This is a genomic window from Saccharopolyspora erythraea (assembly GCF_018141105.1).
GTDB lineage: Bacteria > Actinomycetota > Actinomycetes > Mycobacteriales > Pseudonocardiaceae > Saccharopolyspora_D > Saccharopolyspora_D erythraea_A.
Genome location: NZ_CP054839.1, coordinates 3,353,508 through 3,378,130 on the forward strand (window position 1 = coordinate 3,353,508; position 24,623 = coordinate 3,378,130).

23 protein-coding genes are annotated in these 24,623 nt (G+C 67.8%); 9 read left to right on the plus strand and 14 right to left on the minus strand.

The genetic code is table 11. The annotated features are described in order from the left end of the window. Positions 1 to 15 precede the first annotated feature (15 nt). Positions 16 to 1,092, minus strand: a complete 1,077-nt coding sequence (galT, locus tag HUO13_RS15345; RefSeq protein WP_211902014.1) for a galactose-1-phosphate uridylyltransferase — start codon at positions 1,090 to 1,092, stop codon at positions 16 to 18. Between the two features lie 405 nt (positions 1,093 to 1,497). Between galT and HUO13_RS15350 the strand changes: the two genes are divergently transcribed. The 5 genes from HUO13_RS15350 to HUO13_RS15370 are packed head-to-tail and all read left to right on the plus strand — an operon-like array spanning position 1,498 to position 8,083. Continuing rightward, positions 1,498 to 2,415, plus strand: a complete 918-nt coding sequence (locus HUO13_RS15350; protein WP_249124855.1) for a carbohydrate ABC transporter permease — start codon at positions 1,498 to 1,500, stop codon at positions 2,413 to 2,415. A gap of 11 nt (positions 2,416 to 2,426) precedes the next feature. Then, on the plus strand, positions 2,427 to 3,383 hold the full coding sequence (locus HUO13_RS15355; RefSeq protein WP_249124857.1) for a carbohydrate ABC transporter permease: 957 nt from the start codon (positions 2,427 to 2,429) through the stop codon (positions 3,381 to 3,383). A 51-nt stretch (positions 3,384 to 3,434) separates the two neighbouring features. Then, positions 3,435 to 4,796, plus strand: coding sequence for an ABC transporter substrate-binding protein (locus tag HUO13_RS15360; protein WP_211902015.1), 1,362 nt, complete (start codon positions 3,435 to 3,437; stop codon positions 4,794 to 4,796). Between the two features lie 46 nt (positions 4,797 to 4,842). Beyond that, on the plus strand, positions 4,843 to 6,981 hold the full coding sequence (locus HUO13_RS15365; protein WP_211902016.1) for an alpha-galactosidase: 2,139 nt from the start codon (positions 4,843 to 4,845) through the stop codon (positions 6,979 to 6,981). A gap of 13 nt (positions 6,982 to 6,994) precedes the next feature. After that, a complete protein-coding gene (locus tag HUO13_RS15370; protein WP_211902017.1) occupies positions 6,995 to 8,083 on the plus strand; it encodes an ABC transporter ATP-binding protein in 1,089 nt (362 codons plus the stop codon). Between the two features lie 44 nt (positions 8,084 to 8,127). Here the strand turns inward: HUO13_RS15370 and HUO13_RS15375 are convergent, their stop codons facing one another. Next, on the minus strand, positions 8,128 to 8,907 hold the full coding sequence (locus HUO13_RS15375; RefSeq protein ID WP_211902018.1) for a helix-turn-helix domain-containing protein: 780 nt from the start codon (positions 8,905 to 8,907) through the stop codon (positions 8,128 to 8,130). 189 nt (positions 8,908 to 9,096) lie between these two features. Here HUO13_RS15375 and HUO13_RS15380 point away from each other — a divergent pair, with 189 nt between their 5' ends. Then, positions 9,097 to 10,293: a Gfo/Idh/MocA family protein gene (locus HUO13_RS15380; protein WP_249124858.1), complete on the plus strand. Its 1,197-nt coding sequence runs from the start codon at positions 9,097 to 9,099 to the stop codon at positions 10,291 to 10,293. A gap of 104 nt (positions 10,294 to 10,397) precedes the next feature. Here HUO13_RS15380 and HUO13_RS15385 read toward each other — a convergent pair whose 3' ends face one another. The 7 genes from HUO13_RS15385 to HUO13_RS15415 form a co-directional block, all read right to left on the minus strand. Further along, on the minus strand, positions 10,398 to 10,742 hold the full coding sequence (locus tag HUO13_RS15385; protein WP_211902020.1) for a hypothetical protein: 345 nt from the start codon (positions 10,740 to 10,742) through the stop codon (positions 10,398 to 10,400). A 420-nt stretch (positions 10,743 to 11,162) separates the two neighbouring features. Next, on the minus strand, positions 11,163 to 11,384 hold the full coding sequence (locus tag HUO13_RS15390; RefSeq protein WP_211902021.1) for a helix-turn-helix domain-containing protein: 222 nt from the start codon (positions 11,382 to 11,384) through the stop codon (positions 11,163 to 11,165). Beyond that, positions 11,384 to 11,875: a DUF2975 domain-containing protein gene (locus HUO13_RS15395; protein ID WP_211902022.1), complete on the minus strand. Its 492-nt coding sequence runs from the start codon at positions 11,873 to 11,875 to the stop codon at positions 11,384 to 11,386. The genes HUO13_RS15390 and HUO13_RS15395 overlap by 1 nt, the downstream gene beginning before the upstream one ends. Positions 11,876 to 12,310: 435 nt before the next feature. Next, a complete protein-coding gene (locus tag HUO13_RS15400) occupies positions 12,311 to 13,816 on the minus strand; it encodes a tripartite tricarboxylate transporter permease (protein WP_211902023.1) in 1,506 nt (501 codons plus the stop codon). 2 nt (positions 13,817 to 13,818) lie between these two features. Continuing rightward, the gene (locus HUO13_RS15405) at positions 13,819 to 14,340 is read right to left on the minus strand and encodes a tripartite tricarboxylate transporter TctB family protein (protein ID WP_211902024.1); all 522 of its coding nucleotides are present in this window, start codon (positions 14,338 to 14,340) and stop codon (positions 13,819 to 13,821) included. Beyond that, positions 14,337 to 15,323, minus strand: coding sequence for a Bug family tripartite tricarboxylate transporter substrate binding protein (locus HUO13_RS15410; RefSeq protein ID WP_211902025.1), 987 nt, complete (start codon positions 15,321 to 15,323; stop codon positions 14,337 to 14,339). The genes HUO13_RS15405 and HUO13_RS15410 overlap by 4 nt, the downstream gene beginning before the upstream one ends. After that, positions 15,320 to 16,162: an alpha/beta hydrolase gene (locus tag HUO13_RS15415; RefSeq protein ID WP_211902026.1), complete on the minus strand. Its 843-nt coding sequence runs from the start codon at positions 16,160 to 16,162 to the stop codon at positions 15,320 to 15,322. Before HUO13_RS15415 ends, HUO13_RS15410 begins: the two co-directional genes overlap by 4 nt. A gap of 117 nt (positions 16,163 to 16,279) precedes the next feature. Between HUO13_RS15415 and HUO13_RS15420 the strand changes: the two genes are divergently transcribed. After that, positions 16,280 to 17,356, plus strand: coding sequence for an ArsR/SmtB family transcription factor (locus HUO13_RS15420; protein WP_211902027.1), 1,077 nt, complete (start codon positions 16,280 to 16,282; stop codon positions 17,354 to 17,356). A gap of 91 nt (positions 17,357 to 17,447) precedes the next feature. Here HUO13_RS15420 and HUO13_RS15425 read toward each other — a convergent pair whose 3' ends face one another. Then, complete coding sequence (locus tag HUO13_RS15425; protein WP_249124859.1) at positions 17,448 to 18,116, minus strand: class I SAM-dependent DNA methyltransferase; 669 nt, start codon at positions 18,114 to 18,116, stop codon at positions 17,448 to 17,450. A 284-nt stretch (positions 18,117 to 18,400) separates the two neighbouring features. On the opposite strand from HUO13_RS15425, the gene HUO13_RS15430 reads away from it, so the two are divergent. Then, complete coding sequence (locus HUO13_RS15430) at positions 18,401 to 18,709, plus strand: tetratricopeptide repeat protein (RefSeq protein WP_249124860.1); 309 nt, start codon at positions 18,401 to 18,403, stop codon at positions 18,707 to 18,709. A gap of 209 nt (positions 18,710 to 18,918) precedes the next feature. Here HUO13_RS15430 and HUO13_RS15435 read toward each other — a convergent pair whose 3' ends face one another. The 4 genes from HUO13_RS15435 to HUO13_RS15450 form a co-directional block, all read right to left on the minus strand. Further along, positions 18,919 to 19,092, minus strand: coding sequence for a hypothetical protein (locus tag HUO13_RS15435; protein WP_211902028.1), 174 nt, complete (start codon positions 19,090 to 19,092; stop codon positions 18,919 to 18,921). Positions 19,093 to 19,276: 184 nt separating this feature from the next. Continuing rightward, positions 19,277 to 19,786, minus strand: a complete 510-nt coding sequence (locus tag HUO13_RS15440; RefSeq protein ID WP_211902029.1) for an SRPBCC family protein — start codon at positions 19,784 to 19,786, stop codon at positions 19,277 to 19,279. A 355-nt stretch (positions 19,787 to 20,141) separates the two neighbouring features. Next, positions 20,142 to 21,488: an MFS transporter gene (locus HUO13_RS15445; protein WP_249124861.1), complete on the minus strand. Its 1,347-nt coding sequence runs from the start codon at positions 21,486 to 21,488 to the stop codon at positions 20,142 to 20,144. A 290-nt stretch (positions 21,489 to 21,778) separates the two neighbouring features. Continuing rightward, the gene (locus HUO13_RS15450) at positions 21,779 to 23,095 is read right to left on the minus strand and encodes a DUF1254 domain-containing protein (protein WP_211902031.1); all 1,317 of its coding nucleotides are present in this window, start codon (positions 23,093 to 23,095) and stop codon (positions 21,779 to 21,781) included. 110 nt (positions 23,096 to 23,205) lie between these two features. Between HUO13_RS15450 and HUO13_RS15455 the strand changes: the two genes are divergently transcribed. Continuing rightward, positions 23,206 to 24,606, plus strand: a complete 1,401-nt coding sequence (locus HUO13_RS15455; RefSeq protein WP_211902032.1) for a DUF1254 domain-containing protein — start codon at positions 23,206 to 23,208, stop codon at positions 24,604 to 24,606. Positions 24,607 to 24,623: the final 17 nt, after the last annotated feature.

Sequence of the window (24,623 nt, forward strand, 5' to 3'; positions counted from 1 at the left end):
TCCTCGCGGTCGAGCTCACACCGCCTCCCGGAGGCGGTGTGCGGTGGTCTCGGGCAGGACGTCGTTGACGAACACGCCCATCGCCGCCTCGGAGCCGGCGAGGTACTTGAGCTTCCCGGCCGCCCGGCGGATCGAGAACAGTTCCAGGTGCAGGTAGGACAGGTCGCGCTGGAATCGGACCGGAGCCTGGTGCCAGGCCGAGACGTAGGGCACGCGTTGCCCGAAGACGGCGTCCATGCGGCCCAGGACGTCGAGGTAGACGTGGCAGAAGTCGTCGCGTTCGGCGTCGGTCAGCGCGGGCAGGTCGGGGACGTGGCGGTTGGGGTAGAGGTGCACTTCCAGCGGCCAGCGGGCCGCGGCGGGGACGAACGCGGTCCAGTGCTCGGTGCGGCGCACGACGCGGACTTCGTCGCGCTGTTCGGCCGCGAGGACGTCGGCGAACAGGTTGCGCCGGGTGCGCTCGCGGTGCCGGTGCGCCGAGTCGAGCTCCCGCTGCGTTCTGGGGGTGATGAACGGGTAGGCGTAGATCTGCCCGTGCGGGTGGTGCAGGGTCACGCCGATCTCCTGGCCGCGGTTCTCGAAGCAGAAGACCTGCTCGACGTGCGGCATCCCGGACAGTGCCTGGGTGCGGTCGCTCCATGCCTCGACCACGGTGCGGACCCGGCTCGGGCTGAGGTCGACGAACGAGGCGTCGTGTTCGGAGGAGAAGCACAGCACCTCGCACCGGCCCGCTCCCGGCTGCCGGGACGACAACTCGTCCGTGACGCCCTCGCCCGCACCGGGATCGAAGGCCAGGGAGGGGAAGCGGTTCTCGAAGGTGACCACGTCGTAGGAGTCCGATGGGATCTCGGATCGCCTGTCCGCATCGGATGGGCACAGCGGGCAGTCATCGGCGGGAGGCAGGTGGGTGCGCCCCTGCCGGTGGGCGGCCATGGCCACCCACTCGCGCCGCAGCGGGTCGAACCTGATCTCGGAGGCCGGCGCCGTCGAGACGAGGTCGCGGGAGTCCAGCAGCCGGCGCCGTGCGTCGTCGGACTCGTCGAAGTAGATGATCTCGCGCCCGTCTGCGAGCCGGGCGTACGTCTTCTTCATCAGCCTGCCTGTTTCAGGGAGCCGGTCTCGTCAGCGAGCAGCGGAGCGCCGACGCGCTCCGCGAGTACCCGGCGTGCGTTCGGTGCGATCTCGGTCTACACCGGTCCTGGTGATTGTTGTTGGATTTCGTTTGCGGAAGTCTTGCCACGTTTCCAGGGTCGTGTCAACCGGGGCGGACGCCTCGGATGTTGCTGCTGTGACCTGTCTCTCCAGGTGGGAAAGTCGTTTGAACTGCGAAGATAACTTTCGGATGCCATTGGCCGGTGACCTGCGACACCGCATCGCGGCCAGGGGTGAGGAAGGTGAGCGGTGGCGTTGAGCCCCTTGACATAGGCCGTCGCGGCCGTTCAATGTGTCGCACCATGCTTGTTCGTGTTTGGTGATGATTGATCAAGGGAGATCGGTGTGAGCTACCAAGCGGCCGCCGCGCGCAGCAGCGGCCGGAGGGCGCGCCCGCCCAGGAGACAGCTCGGGGTCGCGTTGATGTTCGTGGCGCCGGCCCTGTTCGGCTTCGTCGCGTTCCACCTCTGGCCTGCCATCCAGGGGCTCTACCTGAGCTTCACGGACTGGAACGTGCTCTCCCCGGCGCAGTTCATCGGGCTGGACAACTACGCTCGGCTGCTCCAGGACCCGCTGTTCTGGAACTCGCTGGCGGTCACCGCGGAGTACGTGGCGATCAACATCGGCCTGCAGACGGCCTTGGCCCTCGGGCTGGCGGTGCTCCTGCACCGGCTGACCCAGTCCATGGTGGTGCGCGGGATCATCCTGCTGCCGTACATGATCCCCAACGTCGTCGTCGCGCTGGTCGGTTTCTGGATGCTGGACTACCAGTTGGGTATCGGCAACCAGGTGCTGGTGTGGCTGGGCCTGGACCGGATCCCGTTCTTCGGCAGCGAGTTCTGGGCGATCCCGACGATCGCGGGCCTCAACATCTGGCGGCACCTCGGCTACACCGCGCTGCTGATCTTCGCCGGTCTGCAGACGATCCCGAAGGACCTCTACGAGGCGGGTGCGATCGACGGCGCGTCGGAGTGGCGGATGTTCTGGCGGATCACGCTCCCGCTGCTGCGGCCGGTGCTGGCGCTGGTGCTGGTGCTGACCGTGATCGGCTCGTTCCAGATCTTCGACACCATCGCGGTGACCACCGAGGGCGGCCCGGTCAACGCCACCCGCGTCATCTACTTCTACATCTTCGAGCGGGCCTTCGACCAGTTCGACTTCGGCTACGCGGCGGCGATGTCGGTGGTGCTGATGCTGATCCTCAGCGGAATCACGTTGTTGCAGCTGCGGATGCTGCGCGCCGGTGAGTCGGATCTTTCCTAGGAGCGAAGCAAATGGCTGTGATGTCCTACAACGACGCGGACGCCGGCATGCGGTCAGATGAGGTCCCGGTTTCCCCCGGAGTCACCCGCAGGCGGCCGAACTGGGGCCGGATATTTGCATGGGCCGCTCTGCTGGCCATCCTGGCGGCGACGTTGTTCCCGTTCTGGTGGGTGTTGCGCACCGGTTTGTCGCACAACCACGCTCTGGCGTCCCAGGCCGGCTCGCTGCTACCAGCCGATTTCACCCTCGGCGCGTTCCGGCGGGTGCTCGGGCTCTCGACGGTGGCCGAGGCGCAGGCGCAGGGCGGTTCCGGAGCCTCGCTGAACTTCTGGGGCTACCTGCGCAACTCCGTGGTCGTGTGCACGATCATCACCGTCGGGCAGGTCTTCTTCAGCGCCATGGCCGCCTACGCGTTCGCGCGGCTGCGCTGGCCCGGCAGGGAGACGATGTTCCTCCTGTTCCTGTTGGCCCTGATGATCCCGCCGATCTTCACCTTCCTGCCCAACTTCGTGCTCATCAAGCAGCTCGGACTGCTCAACACCTACGCCGGGATCGTGGCGCCGTTCTTGTTCATGACACCGTTCGCGGTGTTCTTCCTGCGCCAGTTCTTCCTCGGCATCAGCCGGGAGGTCGAGGAAGCCGCGATGATCGACGGCGCGGGACACTTCCGGATCTTCGCCAGGATCATCCTGCCGATGAGCGCCGCGCCGCTGGCCACGCTGTCGATCCTGACCTACATCCTGGCCTGGAACGAGTACCTGTGGCCGCTGATGGTCGGCTCCGGCGAGGACGTGCGGGTGCTCACCGTCGCGCTGGGCCTGTTCCGCCAGCAGGAGCCCGCGGGCGGCGCCCCGGACTGGGCGGGGCTGATGGCGGGCACGTTCCTGGCTGCGGTCCCGGTCATCGTGCTGTTCCTGATCTTCGGTCGCAGGATCGTGAACTCCATCCAGTTCTCCGGGCTGAAGTGACCGGCGATGAGGACCAACCGAACACGTCGTGTGGCGTCGCGAGGAGCGCGGATGAGAATCGGGAGAGCACTGAGCGTGCTGGGGACCGCGGTGCTGCCGCTGGTGCTGACCGGCTGTGTGGGCGCGGGCACCACCGAAGGCGCCTACGGCGCAGAGGGCATGGTCCGCTACGCCATGTGGGATGCCGATCAGCTGCCTGCTTACCAGGAGTGCGAGCAGGTCTTCGAGCGCAAGCATCCGCACATCCAGATCACGATCGAGCAGACCGGCTACGACGACTACTGGAACAACCTGATGAACGCGCTGGTCGCCGGAACCGCTCCGGACGCCTTCGCCAACCATGCGTCGAAGTATCCGCAGTTGGCCAAGCTCGACCAGCTGGAGCCGCTCAACGGTCTGATCCAGCGCGACCAGGTACGCACCGACCAGTACCTGCCGGGACTGGCCGAGGCGTGGGTCGGACCGGACGGCTCGCGCTACGGGCTGCCGAAGGACTTCGACACCGTCGCCCTCGTCTACAACCGGAAGATGGCGCGGGCGGCTGGGCTGTCCGATCAGGACATGTCCCACCTCACCTGGAATCCCCAGGACGGTGGGACTTTCGAGAAGGCCATCGCCAGGATGACGGTGGATGACAAGGGCGTGCGCGGGGACCAGCCGGGATTCGACAAGAACCACGTCAAGACCCATGGACTGGGACTCGACGACACAACCGGCGAGGCGCACGGCCAGACGCAGTGGAGCCACTACGCGGTGACCAACGGCTGGCAGCACCTCGACCGGAATCCGTGGGGCACCCACTACAACCTCGACGACCCGCGGTTCGTCGAAACCATCCAGTGGTGGCGCAGCCTCATCGACAAGGGCTACCTGCCCACCGTGGAGCAAGCCAAGTCCGGCATCGGCATGACCGAGCAGTTCGCCGCTGAATCGCACGCCATGGCCACCGACGGCTCCTGGACCGCCAAGTCCTACCACGAACTCGACGGGGTCGACACCGCGCTCGCGCCGCTGCCGACCGGCCCCAACGGCAAGCGCGCCAGCATGCTCAACGGCCTCGCCGACTCGGTGTGGGCCGGCAGCAAGAAGAAGGAAGCGGCCTGGCAGTGGGTGAAGTTCCTCGGCTCGGCCGAGTGCCAGAACATCGTCGCCAAGCACGCGGTCGTCCTGCCGGCGATCCCGGAGTCGCTGGAGATCGCCAAGGGCAGGTTCGCCGAACAGGGCATCGACCTCAAGGCCTTCACCGACCACGTGGACAACGGCACCACGTTCCAGTATCCGATCACCGACCACGCGGCGGACATCGAGAAGATCATGGAACCCGCCATGGACTCGGTGATGCTGGGCAAGACCCAGGCAGGGCCAACGCTGCGCGACGCCAACGAGCAAGTCAACGAGCTGTTCCAGCACTGACCCGACGGCACACGCCCTTTCGATTCGAGGCGGGACGACGAAAACCATGACGAACTTCCAGATCGTGCACCTGGGCACCGACGAGGTGAGCCTGGTCGTCGACGCACGCGGCAGCGGCCTTCCGGTGGTCGTGCACTGGGGCGCCTCGCTGGGCGAACCCGACCAGAACGCCCTGGAGAACCTGGTGCGGGCGACCGCGCGGCCGGTGGCGCACAACGCGCTGGACGAGCCGGTGCCCTTCTCCCTGCTCGCCCAGCCCGGTCTCGGGCACCCGGGGCGTCCGGGTCTCAGCGGGCACCGCGGCGGTCAGGCGTGGTCTCCACTGTTCTGCCTGTCCGACGTCACCCGCCACGGCCGCTCGGTGCTGTTCGAGGCCGTGGACAAGCAGGCCGCGCTGACCCTGTTCACCGAGATCGAGCTGACCGACTCCGGTGTGCTGCGCCAGCGCCACCGGCTCCGCAACGATGCCGCCGAAGAGTACACAGTGGATGCTTTGGAGGTGTCGCTTCCGGTGCCCGCCCGCGCGGGCGAGCTGCTGGACTTCACCGGCAGGCACTGCCGGGAGCGCGCACCGCAACGGCACCCGTTCGCCTTCGGCTCATGGGTGCGGGAGAACCGGCGCGGGCGCACCGGGCACGACGCGAGCCTGCAGCTCGTGGCCGGGACACCGGGATTCGGTTTCGCCCACGGCGAGGTGTGGGCAGCGCATGTGGCGTGGAGCGGAAACCACGTCACCTACGCCGAGCGGCTGGTGGAGGGGCCCAGCGTGCTCGGCGGCGGAGAGCTCCTGCTTCCGGGCGAGGTCGTACTGCCCGCGGGGGAGGAGTACGCCTCTCCCTGGTTCTACGCCGCCTACAGCCCGCGCGGACTGGACGGGATCAGCGCCGGTTTCCACCACTGGCTGCGCTCGCGGCCCGAGCATCCCCGCTCCAGCCGCCCGGTCGTGCTCAACACCTGGGAAGCGGTCTACTTCGACCACGAACTCGACCGGCTGCGCGAGCTGGCCGACGTGGCCGCCCGAGTGGGCGTGGAGAGGTTCGTGCTCGACGACGGCTGGTTCCGCCACCGCCGGGACGACCAAGCGGGCCTCGGCGACTGGTACGTCGACGAGCAGGTGTGGCCGGAGGGGCTGCACCCGCTGGTCGATCACGTGCGCGGCCAGGGCATGGAGTTCGGGCTGTGGGTGGAACCGGAGATGATCAACCCGGATTCGGACCTGTACCGGGCGCATCCGGACTGGGTGCTGGCCCCGGGCACCGGCGAGCTGCCCCCGCCGTCGCGGTACCAGCAGGTACTCGACCTGGCCATCCCGGACGCCTACACCCACATCCTCGAACGCCTCGACGCGCTGCTCACCGAGTACGCCATCGGATACCTGAAGTGGGACCACAACCGCGACCTGGTCGCGGCCGGTCACGCCGGCCGTCCGGGCGTGCGCGCCCAGACCCTGGCCCTGTACCGGCTGCTCGACGAACTGCGCTCGCGCCATCCGGGAGTGGAGATCGAGAGCTGCTCGTCGGGCGGCGGCCGGATCGACCTCGAAGTCCTGCGGCGCACCGACCGGGTCTGGACCAGCGACTGCAACGACGCGCTGGAGCGGCAGTCGATCCAGCGCTGGACCGGTCAGCTGCTCCCGCCGGAGCTGATGGGCACCCACGTCGGCCCGCCCCGCGCGCACACCACCGGCCGCACCCACGACCTCTCGTTCCGGGTCGCCACCGCGCTGTTCGGCCACTTCGGCATCGAATGGGACATCGCCTCGGCCACCGAGCAGGAGCAGGCCGGCCTCGCCGCGGCGATCGAGCTCCACAAGGATCTCCGCGCTCTGCTGCACAGCGGGCACGTGGTCCGGGTGGACCACCCGGACCCGTCGGCGTACCTGCACGGCGTCGTCGCGCAGGACCGGGCCGAAGCGCTGTTCTGCTACGCGCAGCTGGCGACCTCCACCTCGGCAGTCGCACCGCCGTTGCGGCTGCCGGGCCTGGAACCCGACCGCGACTACCGGGTCGAGGTGGTGGACCCCGTGGGCAGCGCCCGTCTCGCCCAGCGCGCGGCGCAGGAGTGGTGGGCAGCCGGCGAGATCGTGCTGACCGGCAGGGCACTCGCCGAGGTCGGGCTCCAGCCGCCGGTGCTGGAACCGGAACAAGCCCTCCTGCTGCGCATCACTTCGAACGAGGCTGGCTGAGAAAGGACTTCGCATGGCAACGATCACCTACAACGAGGCGTCCCGCGTGTACCCGGGCTCAGAGCGTCCTGCCGTGGACGCGTTGGATCTGGACATCGCCGACGGCGAGTTCCTCGTCCTGGTCGGGCCCTCGGGCTGCGGCAAATCCACGAGCCTGCGGATGCTGGCCGGGTTGGAGGATGTCGATTCGGGTGCGATCAGCATCGGCGACCGAGACGTCACCCACTTGTCGCCGAAGGACCGCGACATCGCGATGGTGTTCCAGAACTACGCCCTGTACCCGCACATGACCGTGGCGCAGAACATGGGCTTCGCGCTCAAGATCGCCAGGCGGCCGAAGGACGAGATCGACAAGCGGGTGGCCGAAGCCGCCAAGCTGCTCGACCTGGAGCCCTACCTCGACCGCAAGCCCAAGGCGCTGTCGGGTGGTCAGCGGCAGCGCGTGGCGATGGGCCGGGCGATCGTGCGTGAACCGCGGGTGTTCTTGATGGACGAGCCGCTGTCCAATCTGGACGCCAAGCTGCGCGTGTCGACCCGCACCCAGATCGCCGCGCTGCAGAGGCGATTGGAGGTCACGACGGTCTACGTCACCCACGACCAGGTCGAGGCCATGACGATGGGCGACCGCGTCGCGGTGCTCGACCAGGGGCTGTTGCAGCAGTGCACCAGTCCGCGCGAGCTGTACGAGCGGCCGGCGAACGTGTTCGTGGCAGGCTTCATCGGATCTCCCGGGATGAACCTGCTCGACGCGCGCATGGTCGACGGCGGCGTCGACGTCTGCGGTACGCGACTGCCGGTCGCCAGAGACGTCTCGGCGGAGAGCCCGGAGGTGACGGTGGGTTTCCGTCCCGAAGCCCTGGAGATCGTCGCGTCGGGAGAACCTGGATTCGACGTCACGGTGACACTCGTCGAGGAACTCGGCTCGGAAGCCTACGTCTACGCAACGCTGTCAGGCCACTACGCGACGCACGGCGACGTGGACATCATCGCCCGCATCGACCCCCGCCGGGCACCGGCCAAGGGGGAGCAGATCCGGCTCGGCGTCCGGCCGGACGGAATCCACCTGTTCTCCAGCGCCACCGGACAACGCCTGGCGGCGTGACCGATCCCGGTGCGGGCACGCGACCACGGACTCGTCGACAGCCGTCACGAGTGGCCGTTGCGCGGCGCCACGAGGCCCCGGTGTTCGCGTCGGAAGCGCGCCGGTGATGTGCCGCAGGCGGCGGAGAACGCCGTGTAGAACCGGCTGACCGAGCCGAAACCCGCGGCGGCGGCCAGGTTGCTGATCGGCATGCCGGTGGTGACCAGCAACCGGCGCGCCTCGGCTAGACGGCACTGCGCGAGGTAGTCGCCGACGGTGGTGCGTACGACCCGGCGGAACTGGGCCATCGCGTAGTTCGGGTGCAGCCGGGCGGCGCCGGCGACGTCGGCGACGGTGACGGGCTCGCGGAAGTGCTCGGCGATGTGGCGCACCATCGCCACGACCTGGCGCAGCGCTGGGTCGCCTCCGGTGTACTGGCGCTCGGGCTCGGCCAGGCTGGCCAGCGCCAGGCGGCGGAGCCTGGCCTCGACCTCGAGCATCGTGATCCGGTGGCGTTCGGGCTCGGCACCGGTGAGATCGTCGGACCACTGGACGAAGTTCGCCGGATCGGTGCCGACCGCTGCCGACACCAGCGGCGCGCCCGACAGCAGGCGGGTGACCAGGGAGTCGGGCAGGCCCCAGCCCAGGAAGGTCGCGAACGGCACGTTGATCCAGTGCGCGTGGGTCGCCGAGTTCGCCACCAGCTGGTGCGGTACCGCGGCCCAGAACGCCGCCAGGCAGCCCGGTCCGACCTCCACCGGCGCACCGCCGAACAGGTAGACCATCGAGCCGCCCTCGTCGACCAGGTTGATCTCCAGGTCGTCGTGCTGGTGCGCGGTGCCCATGAGCTCGGGACGACCGGCCCACCCCGTGAGGCTTGGCTGCACGACCCGGGGCCGGATCTGAGGATTCAAGAAGTTCTCGCTCTCATCGCTGAAGACATGGCGAATCATAGGTGCCTAGTGTCGTGGACGTCCACCAGTGCCCGTCGCCAGGCGGAGCGCGGTTTTCCCTTCCACGCAAAGGAGTTCGCTGTGTTCTCTCTCGGCATCGTCGGGGCCGGGCAGTTCGCCGGGCAGTTCGCCAAGCTCTGGCGGCTGCACCCCGGCGTCGGTGACATCGTGGCGACCGACCTGCTCCCGGAGCGGGCCGCGCAGCTCGCCGCCGACTACGACCTCGCCGGCACCGCGCCCTCGTTCGAGGCCCTGCTCGACTCCGACGTCGACGCGGTCGCCATCTTCACCCAGCGCTGGACGCACGGGCCGCTGGTCGTCCAGGCCCTGCGCGCGGGCAAGCACGTCTACTCGGCCGTGCCGATGGCGGTGACCGAGCAGGAGATCGCGGAGATCATCGACGCGGTGCGGGAGACCGGGCTGACCTACATGATGGGCGAGACCAGCCACTACAACCCGGCCACCGTCTACGCTCGCGACCAGGTCGCCGGCGGCACGTTCGGCCGGCTCTTCTACGCCGAGGGCGACTACGTCCACGACATGGATCTCGGCTTCTACGAGGCATACCAGTACAGCGGCGGTGAGAACTGGAAGGCCACCGCCAGCTACCCGCCGCTGCTCTATCCGACGCACTCGGTGGGCGGAGTGCTCGGCGCGTGGCAGACGCACGCGGTGAGCGTGTCGGCCATCGGCGTCCCCGACGACCGCGGCGACGGCGTCTTCGACAAGGAGATCAGCCAGTTCGACAACGACTTCTCCAACGCCACCGCCCTGTTCGAGGTGGCCTGCGGCGGATCGTTCCGGACCAACGAGTTCCGGCGGGTCGGCTACCCCTCGCACATCCGCGAGTCGCGGTTCCGGTTCTTCGGCACCGACGGCAGCTTCGAACAGCTCGCGACCGTGAGCCTCTGGCAGGACCGCAACGGTGTCGAGGACGTCACCGAGCGCCTCCAGCCGCTCTCGGAGCTCTCCGCCGACGACCCGTCGCTGGCGCACGTCGCACCCGCGCTGCGCGACGCCTTCACCTCCGGCTCGGCGCCCGTGCACGACCGGTCGCGGTTGCCGGTGGAGTTCTCCCACGTCTCCAACGGCCACGAGGGCAGCCACCACTTCCTGGCCGACGACTTCGTGACCGCGGTCAACACCGGCGCACTGCCTCCGGTCAACGCCTGGGTCGCCGCCCGCTACACGTTGCCCGGGATCGTCGCGCACCAGTCGGCGCTCGAGGACGGGGCCCGGCTGGCGATCCCCGACTTCGGGAATCCGCCCGAAGCATGAGGACGCCGCTCACCGCACGAGCGGTCGGCGCCCAAGCCGCCGACGGCTCGGTCCCGTGGCCGGCGCAGTAAGGCCCCCGCAGTCAGCGGACCGTGCGCCGAGGTCTACGGGTTGTCGCGGGGCCGCTCATCGACCAGGCACGCGACGGCATCGGTTGTGCTCTCCTGCCACGCGACCACCCACCACGTCGGGCGGGCTGCTTCCTGAACCGCGCACAGCCGCACGCCTGATGCTCCGAGAACTCCGGCGATCCACTCCGAGACCTGATCGGCTGCGATCCGCCGTTCCGGGTCGCGGGGGAAGTGGCTCGCGTTCCGAGTCGCTTCGCTCTGCCAGGCGCCGTCAAGATCGTGATCTACCGTCCCCAGCGACCACACGGGCTGGATCGGGTCCCCGTCGAGCCTGATGAGCATGTTCGGTCGGGACAACAACTCGATGTGGCTCAACATGCCGCCACCGTGACAAATGGTTCGGACGTACCGGTATCACCCACACGAATGAGGCCAGATGCCTCTTGTCACGGAGAACGCTGGTGTTCCGCAAGTAGCGGCTCAGAGTGGCTTTGCGCCTCGATGACGACGCACAGGGCAGGGTGATCGCGGAGCTTCACGGCCACATGATCGAGAGCATCGGCCAGTTCGGCGCACTGCTGGCGATCAGTCGAACGTTGTGTTCTGTGGTTGGGCGGGCAGGCCCTGGTGCGGACCGACTCGGCGGTCAGAGCGATCTGTCACATGTCGGAGCTATCTGTCACCAAGATCTGTGAGCCACCCAGGCAGGGGGCGGTTTTCCTGTTCGTCCGGACTCTTCGGCGTCCGGCCATCTCGTCGGACCGGTCGTGATCGCCCGGTCTGGCTTTCGGCGCCACGTCATCCGCCGGCGGTGTCCTCGGCCTCCCAGCGCAGCAGGTCGCCCGGCTGGCACGTGAGCACCTCGCAGAGCGCGGCAAGCGTCGCGAAGCGCACCGCCTTGGCGCGGCCGTTCTTGAGTACCGCCAGGTTGGCCGGCGTGATCCCCACACGGTCCGCGAGCTCACCCACGGACATCTTCCGCCGGGCCAGCATCACGTCGATGTCGACGACGATCGGCATCAGATCACATCGTCCAGCTCGGCCCGCATCCGCGACGCCTCGATGTCGCGCGCGACGGCCTGGGCGAGCAGCATCCGCTGTACGTGCACGATGAGCGCGACCCCCAGGATGGCCACGCCGATCCCGCCCATGATGAGGGTGACGCCCGGGTCGTCCCGCTGGCCCGGCGCGTTGAAGGCCGTGACCGCGAACCACGCGAGGGCAGCCGCCACGATCGCGCCGATCATGATGTCCACGTACCGGAAGGCGGCGTGGGAGAACACGGTGCCGCGTCGCACCATCGTCACCAGCCGCCATACGCAGACCCCGATGACCTGGACCGTCACCAAGCCCAGAATCGTGATCACGCGCAGCGACGTCAGCGGGAGCGAACCGTCCTCCGGGTCGCTCCCGCTGACCAACACCCACACCATCAACGCCTGTACGAACACGGTGCCGGCGAGCACCGCCACGAGCACGGCGCGCAGCGCATGCACTGTCAGCTTCCTCATGACCCACTCTCCTATCGATTAACAGCGATAATCTATCGCAAGTCGATAGATTGAGCAAAGGTCGTGACGGAGGATGGGCGGCACGGCCGGGTAACCAGGGTTTGATCACCTGCGCCGCGCCATCGAAGCGCACCGCAGGGCCGGTCCTGGTTGGATGCCATCCGATCTTGTGACAACTACGCTGACATCTGCGCTTTGTGACAAGTAGAGCTGACATCTGGTGACAACTATCGCTGACACTCGCCCGCGGACGGCCAGGTAACACCTTGAACTTGGTGACAACCAGGACTGACCGTCACAGCGTTCTACTCCGCCGCCGTGATCTCACCCAAGGGCCTACCGGGGGCTCGTCGTGGATGAGCCTATGCCAGCGGGCCGGGCCGTTTCGGGTGGTAAGCGGCCCACGACGCCCGGGGTCAGACCCTGTCGGCGGTGTCATGTGCGACTCGCGGCGCTCTTGCCGGTGGTCCTCCTGCGCAGCAGGACGGGCCCCACGAGGAGCAAGGCGGCGAGGGCGAGGATGGATGCGGAAACGGGTCGGGACAGCAAGACGGTCCAGTCGCCTTCGGCGAAGGACATCGCGCGGCGGAACTGGGTTTCCAGCAGCGGGCCGAGGACTGCGCCGAGGACCATCGGCGCGATGGGGTAGCCGGTTCTGCGCAGTAGGAACCCCAGTGCTCCGAACAGGAATGCGAACGCGACGTCGGTGACGTTCTGCGCGATCGCGTACACGCCGAGGGTGGCGAGCACGAGGATGGCCGGGGTCAGCAGCGCTCGCGGCACGGCCAGCAGCTTGACCCACACCTTGACCAGCGGCAGGTTCAGGACCAGCAGCATCACGTTGCCGATGTAGAGGCTCGCGATGAGCGTCCAGACGAGCTCTGGTTCGGTTTCGAACAGCAGCGGTCCGGGCTGCACGTTGTAGATCTGGAACGCGATCAGTAGCACCCCCGCGGTCGCGGACGTCGGAATGCCCAGCGTCAGCAGCGGTGCGAGGGTTCCGGAGAAGGCGGCGTTGTTCGCGGCTTCCGGGCCGGCCACTCCTTCGATCGCGCCGTGCCCGAAAGCCTTGCGGTTCTTGGACAAGCGGCGTTCGAGGTTGTAGCTGAGAAACGTCGGGATCTCCGCGCCCCCGGCGGGTAGCGATCCGATCGGCAGGCCGATGGCCGTGCCGCGCAGCCACGGCTTCCACGAGCGGCGCCATTCGTCGCGCGTCATCCACACCTTGCCCGCCAGGGGCACGGCTTCGGCGGGGCGGTTTCGCATGCGGCTCGCCGAGTACAGCGCTTCGGCCACCGCGAACAGGCCGACGGCGAGCGCGACGAGTTCGACGCCGTCGTAGAGGTCGGCGACGCCGAAGGTGTATCGGGGTTGCCCCGTGAGGTTGTCGATGCCGATCAACCCGATCGCCAGCCCGAGGAACAGGCCGGCCAGTCCCTTCACCACCGAGTCGCCGACCAGCGAGGTCACCGTGACGAAGGCCAGCACCAGGATCGCGAAGTACTCGACGGGTTGGACCAGTTTTCCGACCTCGGCCATCCACGGGGCCAGGAAGGTGATGCCGACCGTCGAGATCGTGCCGGCCACGAACGAGCCGATCGCCGCGGTCGCCAATGCCGCCCCGCCGCGGCCCTTGAGGGCCATCGGGTGGCCTTCGAGCGTGGTGGGTACCGAAGCCGTCTCGCCGGGGATGTTCAGCAGGATCGCGGTGGTCGACCCTCCGTACATGCCGCCGTAGTAGATCCCGGCGAACAGCACGAAGGCGCCGATCGGGTCGAAGACGTAGGTGACCGGCAGCAGCAGTGCGACCGTCGTCGCCGGTCCCAGGCCGGGCAGCACCCCGACCATCGTGCCGATGGTGACTCCGACGAGGGCCAGCAACAGGTTCTGCAGCACCAAAGCGCTACCGAAGCCGTCCAGCAGGTTGTGCACGACATCCATGGTCAGAACGCCAATCTGACGATTCCGGGCGGCAGGCTGACGCCCAGCACGCGGTCGAACAGGAAGTACACGGCCAGCGAGAGCACCAGACCGACCACCGCGTCGCGCAGCGGTCGCCGACTGCCGAGCACCCGCGCCACGGCCGCGAAGAAGACCGTGCTCACCTGCCAGAATCCGACCGGGACCAGCAGCACGAGGTAACCGGTCAGCGCGGCGGCCAGCTTCGCCACCGCGGGCCAGTGTGTCGCTTCAACCTCCTCACGTGCCCGCCGCAACTCGTCGGCGTCGGGGGCGAAGAAGGTGCGGGCCAGCGCGACCGCGCCGAACAACGTGGTTCCCGCGCCCACGATCAACGGAAACACCTGCGGCCCCACCGCCTGGTACGCCCCTCCTGAGTCGATGGTGAAGGCGCCGACGAGCACCACCACACCGACCACGAGCACGACCAGCGCACTCAGCCGCGCCGCCCACGGCCGTACCTCCGCAGGGGTGCCGTCACTCCGGGAAGCCTCGTCGATGCTCACGGTGTCATCCCCAATTCCTCCAGCACCCTCGTCACTTGTTGCTCGTGCTGGGCGATCTTCGCGGCGAACTCGTCACCGGGAAGCCACGCGTCGGTCCAGTCGTTGCGCGCCACCTGTTCCGGCCAGCAGGGCGTGGACCGCATCCGGGCGATCAGATCGATCACTTCACGCTGCTTCGACCGGTCCAGGCCGGGCGGGGCGAGCACTCCGCCGACCGACGCGAGATCGACCTGCGACAGGCCGAGCTCTTTCAGCGACGGGGCGTCGATGCCGGCCAGGCGGTCGCCGCCGGTGACAGCCAGCGCGCGCAGTTCGCCGGCCTCGATCTGCGCGCGCAGCTCGTTCGCGGTGCCCACCCCGGCTTTCGCGCTGCCGCTGACCAGCAGGGTGAGCATCTCCCCGCCACCACCGGTGGCGACGTAGTTGAGCTGGTCCGCGGCGATCCCGTTCTCGTCGGCCAGCAGCCCGACCAGCAGGTGGTCGGGGCCGCCGAGTGAACCGCCCACCCACGACGTGCCGCGTGGATCGGCTCGGAAGCCGGCGATGAGTTCGGCCAGTGTCCGGTGCGGCGAAGCAGCCGGAACGACGATCACGCCTTTGCTCGTCGTGAGCCCGGCGATCGGGGTGAGCTCGGTGAGGTTCACCGGCGAGTCGTTGCGCACGATCCCGCCGAGCATCGTCAGGGTGTCCATCACCATCAGCTCGTGCGGATCGCCGGCGTTGGCGACGAACTGCGCCAGGCCGATCGTGCCGCCCGCGCCGGGCACGTTCTCCACCGTGACCGCGCGGTCGGTCACGTCGCAGTCACCGAGCGCGGTGTCGATCGCGCGGGCTCGGGTGTCCCAGCCGCCGCCGGTGCTTCCCGGCGCGAGTATGGAGATGTTCTTCGCCGGATACGGTCCACGGTCGGCATCGATCGGGCCGATCGTGCAGGACGCCGTGAGCAGAGCGGTTGCGATGAGTGCTGGTGCTCTGACTCTCATCGGCCGGCTCCGCTCAGGATTCCGGCGAAGAAATCCTTCACCGATTCCAGTACCGACATCGGTTCGTGTCCGACACCGTCCACGATGTCGAAGCGCACCCGGATGCCGTGCTTCTCGAAGTTCTCGCGCAGCGTGGTCAACCGTTCGACGCGGGTCCGCCCGGCGTCCTGCGCGCCGTCCATCCAGTTGGAATCTCCCGGATTGTTGATCTCCCAGGTCTCGACGTCCGCGCCGCCGACCACCATCTGCACCGGAACCTCGGCCAGCTGGTCGAGCTTCGGTGCGGCACCGACGATCCGCTCGACGTCCTTGAGCCCGATCCACCACGGCCGCTCGTGGTCGATCAGCGTGACCCGGCCCGGCGCGCCGATGGAGACCCCGGCCAGCCGGTCCGGGTGCAGGTAGAAGAAGCGGTGCGCGAACTGTCCGCCGCCGGAGAACCCGTGCAGCAGGAACCGCCGGGTGTGCACGTTGAACCGCTCGCCGACCTCGTCGACCATCGCCAGCAGCACCAGGTCGAACCGGATGTCTCCGTAGCGGATGAACTTGAAGTTGTGCAGGTCGTCCGGATCATCGATGCCCGCGGGGAACAACGGAGCCAGCACGACGCAGCCGTGTTCCTCGGCGAAGCCGGCGAAGTTGTCCCGGTACTGCGGCCCGCGGCGGCCGGTGCCGTGCTGCGCCACCACCAGCGGCAGCGCCTCGCCATCCGGATCGTGCTGGCGGGGGACGTGCAAGCAGTACGAGAAGCGCTGGTCGTAGCGCGAGGCGAAGACGGTCGTCGACCCTGTCGAGTAGAACCCCCGCGGATCCCGAGGACGGTGTTCCCTGCCGGACATCGACGCTCCTCTCACGTTCATGTGGGACGGAATCGTCGGCCTCGGCTCGGGCGGGGACAACAACATTGACGGCAACGCGGTAATCATCCCGCGGGCCGGGTGGCATACTTGCTGGTCATGTCGGTCACGGTGATGTTGGGCTCCGGCAGCCGCGAGGTCGGGATCCGGGCATCGCCGCTGGCCGAGCTGTGCTCGTGCCTGCATTCGGTCGACGAACTCGGACACCATCCAGCGAGCCGGGCGTGGGCCGGCGACTTCGAAGCGGTCGCGGACGGGCAGCTCGCTTCCGAACTCCGCAACTGGTTCCCGCTCTGGGGCCCGTTCCGGGCTCGTTACCTGCTGCCGCTCACCGACCACCACCGGCGCGAGCTCGACGACGAACTGCAGGACATCGCGGACCTCGCGTTGCCGGAGTTCGTGGCGATGAGCGCGCAGGCGCTGGTCGGCAAGAGCACCTCGGAGCCCCTGCGGCACCTGCCCGACGACGCGGCGGCGCAGAAGCGGTTCCTGGCCCGGATCCGGCTCATCTCCAGCCACCACCTGCGGCTCGGCCACCGGCTGCTCACCGACGCCGAGCAGGTGCGCGGCGAACTTCTGGCCTTCCTGCGGTCGGTCGTCGACACCGCCTACGAAGCGGAATGGGCGAAGTTGCGGCCGATCATCGATGCCGAGGTCCGCACCAAGGTCCACATCCGCAACCGGCTCGGCGCCGGTGTTCTGGGCGACTTCCCGATCGCGACCCTGCTTCCCGACCCGCCCAGGGTCGTCTTCGACAAGCTCTATCCGGCCACCGCGTCGTTGGACGACTCGCCGTGCCTGCTCGTTCCGTCATTGCACGGCAATCCCCACACGGTGATCAAGCACTACCCGGGGTTCCCGATCGTGGTGCAGTATCCGATCAGCGCAGGCCGCGGCGACGAGCTGTCCCTGGACGTCATGCGCAAGCGGCTCACCGTGCTCGACAACCCTGTGCGCATCAACCTCTGTCAGAGCATCCTGCGCCGCGCGGCCAGCACCACCGAGCTCGCGATGCGCCTGGAGATGACCGCCCCGCAGGTGTCCCGCCACCTGAGGCGGCTCCGCGAAGCGGGTCTCGTGCACGGCCACCGGGAGGGTGCGGTGGTTCGCTACCAACTCGACACGGAGGCCGTCCACCGCCTCGGCCTGGACTTCCTCCAAGCACTGCACCGGTGAGTCGTGCAGCTTCTCTGAACTGACGCATGTGCGCTCGGCCGGGTCGACTACTGGCCGTCGAGGGTCGTGATCAATGTTGGTGAGATGCCTGTCAGCGCTCGCGCTGTGCGACGAGAACTACGGTGGGGCCGCTCTGCCCGTCGGCGGGAAGCCGGAGCTCGGCCGTGGGCCTCAGCCCGGCCTGCTCGACCAGCGCGGCGAGCTGGTCGGGCTGCCACCGGTAGGTCGTCCAGCTGACCGGGACTCCTCCGTATGCCTCGGTGCGCAGCACGTCGCCATCGCCGACGTGCGTCGCGATGATCAGCTGCCCCTCCGGCATCAGGGCCCGGGCGAAGGACGACAGCACCCGCGGCAGGACGTTCCGAGGCAGGTTGAACAACGACCACCAGCCCAGCAGCCCGCCCCACGAGGCCTCGGCCAGATCGAGGTCGGTCGACGACCCGACGCTGAACGTGCACTGCGGATGGAGGCGGCGCGCGTGCTCGATCATGCGGGGCGACAGGTCCACCCCCGCGACGTCGAGGCCGCGTTCGGCCAGATAGGCCGTGACCGTGCCCGGTCCACAGCCGATGTCGAGAACGGGGCCCAGCCCGCCGACCGCGTCGGCGAACACGTCCATCGCGGCACGGAGCCACGGGTGGGTGCGAATGTCGCCGATGCCAGTCGTCGTCACCATGTCCACGTAGTTGTCGGCCACGCGGTCGTAGGAATCGCGAACGACATCAAGATCGGCAGGCTGAGGAACCGGACGCGAAGTCATAGCCGCGACTCTAGGACAACGCTGGTTCATCCGCGGCGACATACCGGCGGCCGCGGCGACGGCCCAGTACAGCGACGAGCCTGACCTCATCGCCGACGATCTCCAGCACCCGGTTCGAGTCAGGAGTCGTGGTTGCGAGGTTCGGGCAGGAATCGCCCCTCACCGCTCGTCGCTGACCTCCCAGGGCCGTCGGCGAGTCATTCACGCTACAGGTCTGTCACGGGCGGCTGCTGGAGATGGCAGGCTGACGTGGTGGCTGGGGCGACGACGGTGGGGCTGGGTCCGTGAACCGGGTGGAGAACGTGCACGGCAGCGGCACCGTGAACATGGTGCAGGCTGGCCGCATCGACTCGGTGACCTTCGGCGCGTCCGGCCCCAGCAGGACGGTGTCGGCCATCACCGCTCGCAAACAAGCGCTCGAGGCCTACCAGGAACTCGGCGACCGCCATGGGAAAGCCAGGACGTGGCACAACCTCGCTTTTGCGTTGCGCGAAACAGGACAACCGGACCAGGCGCGGGAGGCAGCCGAACAAGCCCGCCAGGCATACCTGCAAGCCCACGACCCCGACAGCGCCGCCGCGGTTGAAGACTAGGTGCCGGGCTCAGGACGACCGCATCCGCCACCGAACACATCGCATCGATCTGCTCTGCGGCACGCCAGGAACACCAGGAGTCAGAAGAGGTAGGCATGAACGATGGCGAACTGTACGCAGAACTACTACGACGCCTCGGGGGAGGAGCTCACACTGCGGACACGTCCTCGGACCCGGTGATCGAGTTTTCCCCCGCCGGGGATGGAGCATCAACCGGGGCGTTGGTACGCCTCCACGTCACTCAGGATTCCTTGGGGGAACACCTGCGTGCTATGTCCAGTGACGGTGATCGCGCCTTTCCCGGAGAAGCGCCACTGGTGGGTGCACTCCAGCTTTTTCTCGTCCACATCGACGAGGCGGCCAACACTCGGCAGCCCGGACATGATGATCTCATCGTGAGGCCTGGCGGCGTATGGGCTCTCAGCTCCGACGAGCTGAAAGAATAGGTGCCGACCACGTGGGACTCTCGGCTGCGAAAGTCCGTCCGAGAGTCCCACGCCGCTTGCGCCTGCAGTCGGGTCCGGAGCCCAGATGACGGCACCGGGGCAACAGGTGTCTGTTTCACACTCATCCTGTTGAGGGCCCAGGTGGGCCTGCTTGGCCGGGGTCTGGTTCGTTCTGTGGCGGTGGCGAGACGTCGCCGCGCCATTGGCCGGTGGCGGTGCCCCGGCGCTCGATGAAGGCTTTGAACCGGTCGAGATCAGCCTGGATGCGGGAGTCGATCGCGCCCGTCACTTCGCCGGCCTTCTCCGCGATGCCCTCCGGCTCGAAGTCCATCTGCAGGTGTACCCGGGTGTGGCTGTCGTCGAGCCGGTGCACGGTGACGACCCCGGCCTGCTTCGGCCCTGCGGTCACTTTCCAAGCGACGCGCTCGTCGGGGTGTTGCTCGGTGATCTCGGCGTCGAACTCCCGGCGTACGCCGGCGATCGTGGTGACCCAGTGGGTGTGCGTGTCGTCGACCTGATCGACGCGCTCGACGCCTTCCATGAACTCGGGGAACTCGGTGAACTGCGTCCATTGGTCGTAGGCGGTGCGCACTGGCACTGCCACGTCGACCGACTTGGTGTGCGTCGTCACGGCTACCTCCAGCAGTCAGGGTGCGTTGCCCACCACCTGAATACCCGAAATGCGAAGCTCTACACTTTTGTCTGGTTTCGCTGTTGTCTGGGTGTGCGCGATCAACATGTGGCAGGGCCGAGTGGAACGCCCGCACGGTGACTACATCGGCCGGTACGTGTCGGAGCGAGTGAGCCTGCCGGCGGAAGAGCGCCACGCCCCGGCGGATCGACTCGGCCGACCCTCCCGAGCATCCCGGCCTCCGGACTCTGGATCGCCGGTGATGCCGTGCTCGTCGAGACAGTCAACATGCGGGGAACCTCGACGTTGTCGATCCGCGCGCACGCCGCGTTGGTCCTGCGTTCGTCAACCCGGCTCACGCTTGGGTCTCGGTCGCCGGAATGGGGGAGCTGTCGGCTCTCGGTTGCTGGGCGAATTCCATGTCGTCCTGCGAAGTTTCGCGCATGGTCCCGATGATGATCAGCCCGATGACAGCGGCGAAGATGATGTAGAACGCCGGGGCGATGGTGGCGCCGGTGAGTGCGACCAGCGAGGTCGCCACCAGTGAAACAAGCCCTGTTCCGATGACGCCGCCGATGTTGAAGCCGAGCGAGACGCCGGTGTAGCGCACGCGTGTTGGGAACAGTTCTGAGTAGAGTGTGTAGATCACGCCCTGCTGGACGCTGAAGGGAAGGTTCAGGATCAGCGCGGCGATGACGGCAAGTGCTAGCGAACCTTGTTGCATCACCCAGAAACACGGAACGGCCAGGACGAGGAAGCCCACCATTCCGCCCATCAGAACACGGCGTCGTCCAAAGTGGTCGCTCAGGGCTCCTGCCCACGGAATGACCGCCAGCGGCATCAGCACGATCAGGACCACAAGCCACAGAGCGCCGGCCAACGGATACCGCAGTACCGCCGAGAGGTGGACGACGAGGTAGACCGACGCTATCCCGCCCGTGGTCATCGTCGAATAGGCGATCCCCACGACCCGGAAGACGCTGGCCTTGTGGTCCCGCAGGACCTCGGTCACTGGAGCCTTGGGGGGAACCGCGTCCTTCGCCATCTGCACGAACAGCGGGGAGTCCTCCACCCGCATCCGATACAGGACCGCAGCCACCAGAAGCGGAGCAGCGATGAGAAAGGGGACTCGCCAGCCCCAGCTGCTCAGCTGGCCGGCGGACATGACGGCACTGAGCGTCCCGACCGTGGCGGCTGCGCCGGCGAGGCCGAGGGAGATCCCGATCGAGGTCGCCGAGCCGAACAGGCCACGCCGCCGGGTGGGGGCGGACTCGGTGGACAGCGACGCCGCTCCGCCGACTTCGCCTCCGGCAGAAAAGCCTTGCAAGAGTCGCAGGACGGTCAGCAGGATCGGCGCGGCGACGCCTATCGACGCATAGGTGGGCAACAGGCCCGTGAGTACTGTAGCCACCCCCATGAGCGTGACCGTCGTCATGAGTACCGCCTTGCGGCCACGGCGGTCGCCCAGGCGGCCGAAGAACAGCCCGCCGATCGGCCGGATCAAGGATCCGGTTGCGACGACGCCGAGGGTGCTCAGAATTCCGATCAGACCGTCGTCAGCGGGGAAGAACAGGGGAGCCAGCACGACTGCGAGGTAGCCGTAGATCGCATAGTCGTAGTACTCGATAGCCGTGCCGACGGCGGCGGCCAGGCTCGCTCTGCGGGCTACTCGGTTCCGTTCGGGCAGCGCTTGTGTCGGCATCGGCGCTCCATTGCGCTTCGAGTGGACGGCCATCACGCGGCCGTGAAGTTGTGCGCTGCACGATAGACCAGAACCAAACTCAGTTCAAGTTCTGAGGCGGCCGAGACAGTACGAAACGACGTTCTGCATCCGTCACACGTGCTGCCCGCAGTGACGGGACAGGGCCTGCCCGCTCCGCCCGTCGTCGCGAGAGGACTCCTGGCCCGCCTGGGATTGCCGGAGCGCCAGATCTCTGGCGGGTAGAGGGTGTCGCAGAGCGAGTCCGCATGCGCTACGCGTGCCGGAGCGTCTTACTGCGCGGTCGCGCCAACTCGAACCACCGCGGGTGGGTCCCAGGTCGTGGTGGCCGGCCGGTAAAGGCGGAGCATGAGGCGGAACGGGGCGCTGGGCGCGGGTAGCCAGTTGAGGTCGTCCGGCGGGCGCGAGTTCTGGAGGCGGATGGTCAAGGAACCATCGTCGCCGAACCGGAGGTCTGGAGTGCGGTCTCCGATGGCGTACCTCTTGATCTCGTTGTCGACCAACAGGCCCTGCGCGTGGTACATGGTGAGCGACCAGAAGGCGTGGACCGGTGGGAGCGCCCCGGCGGCGAAGGTGATCTCGTAGTCATGGCGCTCGCCGTCGAGCGGCTCGCCGGTGGCATCCACCTCGCAGACGGGATACAGGGCCTCGCTGACCGGGTTGATGAAGATCTGGGAATGGGCCACCGCGGCGCGCAGGAGGTGGTCGTCTCCGAAGTCCGTTCCGATGTCGTTGATCGCCCAGCCGTTCGTGAGACGGCCGAACGAGCGCACGTGTCGATTGATGTCATTCCATCCCTGCGCCAGGCCATCGACGATCGCACGCGTCGCCGCGGGTGGTAGCTGGGCGACGTCTTGCACCCGTGATCGGTCGATGTCACGGCGTAGGTCGTCGGTGACGGCGTCCGGGTCGGCGTCGTCGAGTACCTGGGCGAGTGCCAGGGCGAAGGTCGCCGGATCCTCGATCTCCGCCTGCCGGGTCGAGCGTGCGAGTTCCGCGTCGCGGAGCCTCGGAGCGGCGGACGCTGCGATCGGTGTGGCCGTGAGTGCGATCGCGTCCTGGAGCTGGTGGACGGCGGCCAGGTCGCGCTCGTCGGTCCCGTCCACCAGAATACGTCCGACGATCATGACGTAGCGCCAGTTGGTGCGTAGCCGGACTTCCTCGGTGTCTTTCTCCAGGCGTGCCCGCCCCTTGTCGATCTTGAGGCTGGGCAGTGGTTCGCCCGGCACGTCCTGACTGATCACGATCGGTGAGGTGGTATCCGGAAGCGTCACTTGAAAGCTGGCGTACCGGTCGCCGAAATCAGGCAGGTGCAGTTCGAACTCGTTGTGCCGAACGTCCAGCCAGGCGACCGAGTACAGCGTGTCGACGTTGGGGGCGACGCCGACGGTCAGTGTCGGATCAGAGAGCCGTCGCTGGTGGCCGAACGTGTTCACGGGCGCGCCCGCGGAGGTTTCCTGGCGGGGTGCGAACGGATCGAGAGGTTGGACGAAGTTGAGGCGTACCCGTTGGGCGAAGATCAGCGGGTACGACCACACCTGGACATCTCGGACGGCCGCCTCGAGGGGCGCCTCAGGCGCACGCTGCAATCCCCAGCCTCCTTGCTGAAGTCACTTCAGTTCAACTAACGTAGCATCGCAGTCGTCGCACACCAACGGAATGTCGCGACCAGCGCACCGGACGCGGGCTGGAGTCGAGTGTGATCGAGCAGGTGAGCATGGATTCGCACGGCTACGACACGTCCGATGTCGAACAGCTCGGCAGGGCTGAGCACCCGGACATCGTGCCGGCCGAGGCGGCTTGGCGAAGGCGCTGGACGGAGAGTCTGAGCCTTCAGGCGGTGGTGTACGGGTTGCCGGCGGCGCTGCAGTACGCGCGGATGTGCGCGGACGCCCTAGTCCCGGGAGCGACTCCCGGGATGGGAAAGTTCCGGCACGAGCGCGCCCCGGTTGGACCGGACTTCACCGCGTTCCGTGCGCCGAACGTGGATACCCTCTATTCCACGGCATGGCTGGATTTGCGGGGGCAGGCGGTGGAGCTGCGGACGCCGGAATTCGGAGACCGCTACTTCACGGTCCAACTGGTCGATGCCTACAGCAACGCCCTCAACATCAGCAACCGCACCGTCGGCTCGGCTGCCGCTCGCTACTGGCTGGTCTCGGCGCAGTGGACCGGGGCGGCACCTGAAGGGGTGACGGTCGTGCGTGTCCCGACCACCGTCATGTGGTTGCTGATGCGGATCCAGGTGGTCGGCGGCGAGGTGGCCGTCGTGCACGAGCTCCAGAACGCCGTCACGATCGCGCCGACCCCAGGTGCCGACACCGCGTACGGGCCGCTCGTCGATCCGCAGTCGGTCGAAAAGGACTGGCAGGAGTACTTCCGTGCGCTCGACGCGGCGATCCGGCTGAACATGTACCCCCGTGAGGAGCACGCCTGCGTTCACCAGTTCCGCACGCTCGGTCTGCTGGGCCACGAGCCGTGGGACCCGGCCGTCCTCGATCCGGAGACCGCTGACGGAATGGCGGCCGGCTTCGATGCGGCGATGGCCATGCTGAGGTCGGCTCGACGCCAGTTGGGGGTGGAAACGGGCACTGGTTGGACACGCGTTCTCGACAAGGGAGCACACGGGCACAACTTTCTCGCGCGCGCGGTGATGAACCACGTCGGGCTCGGCGCCAACGTCGCCGAGGAGAACACATCCTTCAACACCCATGTCGACGCGGAGGGGAACCAGCTGGCCGGACGTCAGGGCGACTACACCCTGACCTTCGACGTGCCGCCGCCGCACGGCGCATTCTGGAGCGTGACCCTCTACCACGTCGAGACAGGGCGTGTCTTTGACAATCCGCTCGGCCGCTACTGCGTCGGCAGCGCCAAGCTGGAAGCTTCCGGGCCGGCGGGGGCGGTCCGGATCGTGATCGCCCGGAACGATCCGAAGGTGCCCAACTGGCTCCCGTGCCCAGACGGCGACTTTTACCTGATCCTGCGCATTTACTCCCCGGGTGACGCCGTCACCCGGGGGGATTGGCTGCCGGCACCCGTGCTGCGGGCGTACGGGACTGCCAGCTCCGGAACGCTGCAGAACCCCAATCGGGGATGATAGACGCTCGGGCGTGG

Bases quoted from the DNA above. Each gene is read 5' to 3' on its own strand.
- galT (WP_211902014.1), bottom strand. From the start codon at position 1,092: ATGAAGAAGACGTACGCCCGGCTCGCAGACGGGCGCGAGATCATCTAC.
- HUO13_RS15355 (WP_249124857.1), top strand. From the start codon at position 2,427: ATGGCTGTGATGTCCTACAACGACGCGGACGCCGGCATGCGGTCAGAT.
- HUO13_RS15360 (WP_211902015.1), top strand. From the start codon at position 3,435: ATGAGAATCGGGAGAGCACTGAGCGTGCTGGGGACCGCGGTGCTGCCG.
- HUO13_RS15365 (WP_211902016.1), top strand. From the start codon at position 4,843: ATGACGAACTTCCAGATCGTGCACCTGGGCACCGACGAGGTGAGCCTG.
- HUO13_RS15370 (WP_211902017.1), top strand. From the start codon at position 6,995: ATGGCAACGATCACCTACAACGAGGCGTCCCGCGTGTACCCGGGCTCA.
- HUO13_RS15375 (WP_211902018.1), bottom strand. From the start codon at position 8,907: ATGGGCACCGCGCACCAGCACGACGACCTGGAGATCAACCTGGTCGAC.
- HUO13_RS15385 (WP_211902020.1), bottom strand. From the start codon at position 10,742: ATGTTGAGCCACATCGAGTTGTTGTCCCGACCGAACATGCTCATCAGG.
- HUO13_RS15390 (WP_211902021.1), bottom strand. From the start codon at position 11,384: ATGCCGATCGTCGTCGACATCGACGTGATGCTGGCCCGGCGGAAGATG.
- HUO13_RS15395 (WP_211902022.1), bottom strand. From the start codon at position 11,875: ATGAGGAAGCTGACAGTGCATGCGCTGCGCGCCGTGCTCGTGGCGGTG.
- HUO13_RS15400 (WP_211902023.1), bottom strand. From the start codon at position 13,816: ATGGATGTCGTGCACAACCTGCTGGACGGCTTCGGTAGCGCTTTGGTG.
- HUO13_RS15410 (WP_211902025.1), bottom strand. From the start codon at position 15,323: ATGAGAGTCAGAGCACCAGCACTCATCGCAACCGCTCTGCTCACGGCG.
- HUO13_RS15415 (WP_211902026.1), bottom strand. From the start codon at position 16,162: ATGTCCGGCAGGGAACACCGTCCTCGGGATCCGCGGGGGTTCTACTCG.
- HUO13_RS15420 (WP_211902027.1), top strand. From the start codon at position 16,280: ATGTCGGTCACGGTGATGTTGGGCTCCGGCAGCCGCGAGGTCGGGATC.
- HUO13_RS15425 (WP_249124859.1), bottom strand. From the start codon at position 18,116: ATGACTTCGCGTCCGGTTCCTCAGCCTGCCGATCTTGATGTCGTTCGC.
- HUO13_RS15435 (WP_211902028.1), bottom strand. From the start codon at position 19,092: ATGTCCGGGCTGCCGAGTGTTGGCCGCCTCGTCGATGTGGACGAGAAA.
- HUO13_RS15445 (WP_249124861.1), bottom strand. From the start codon at position 21,488: ATGCCGACACAAGCGCTGCCCGAACGGAACCGAGTAGCCCGCAGAGCG.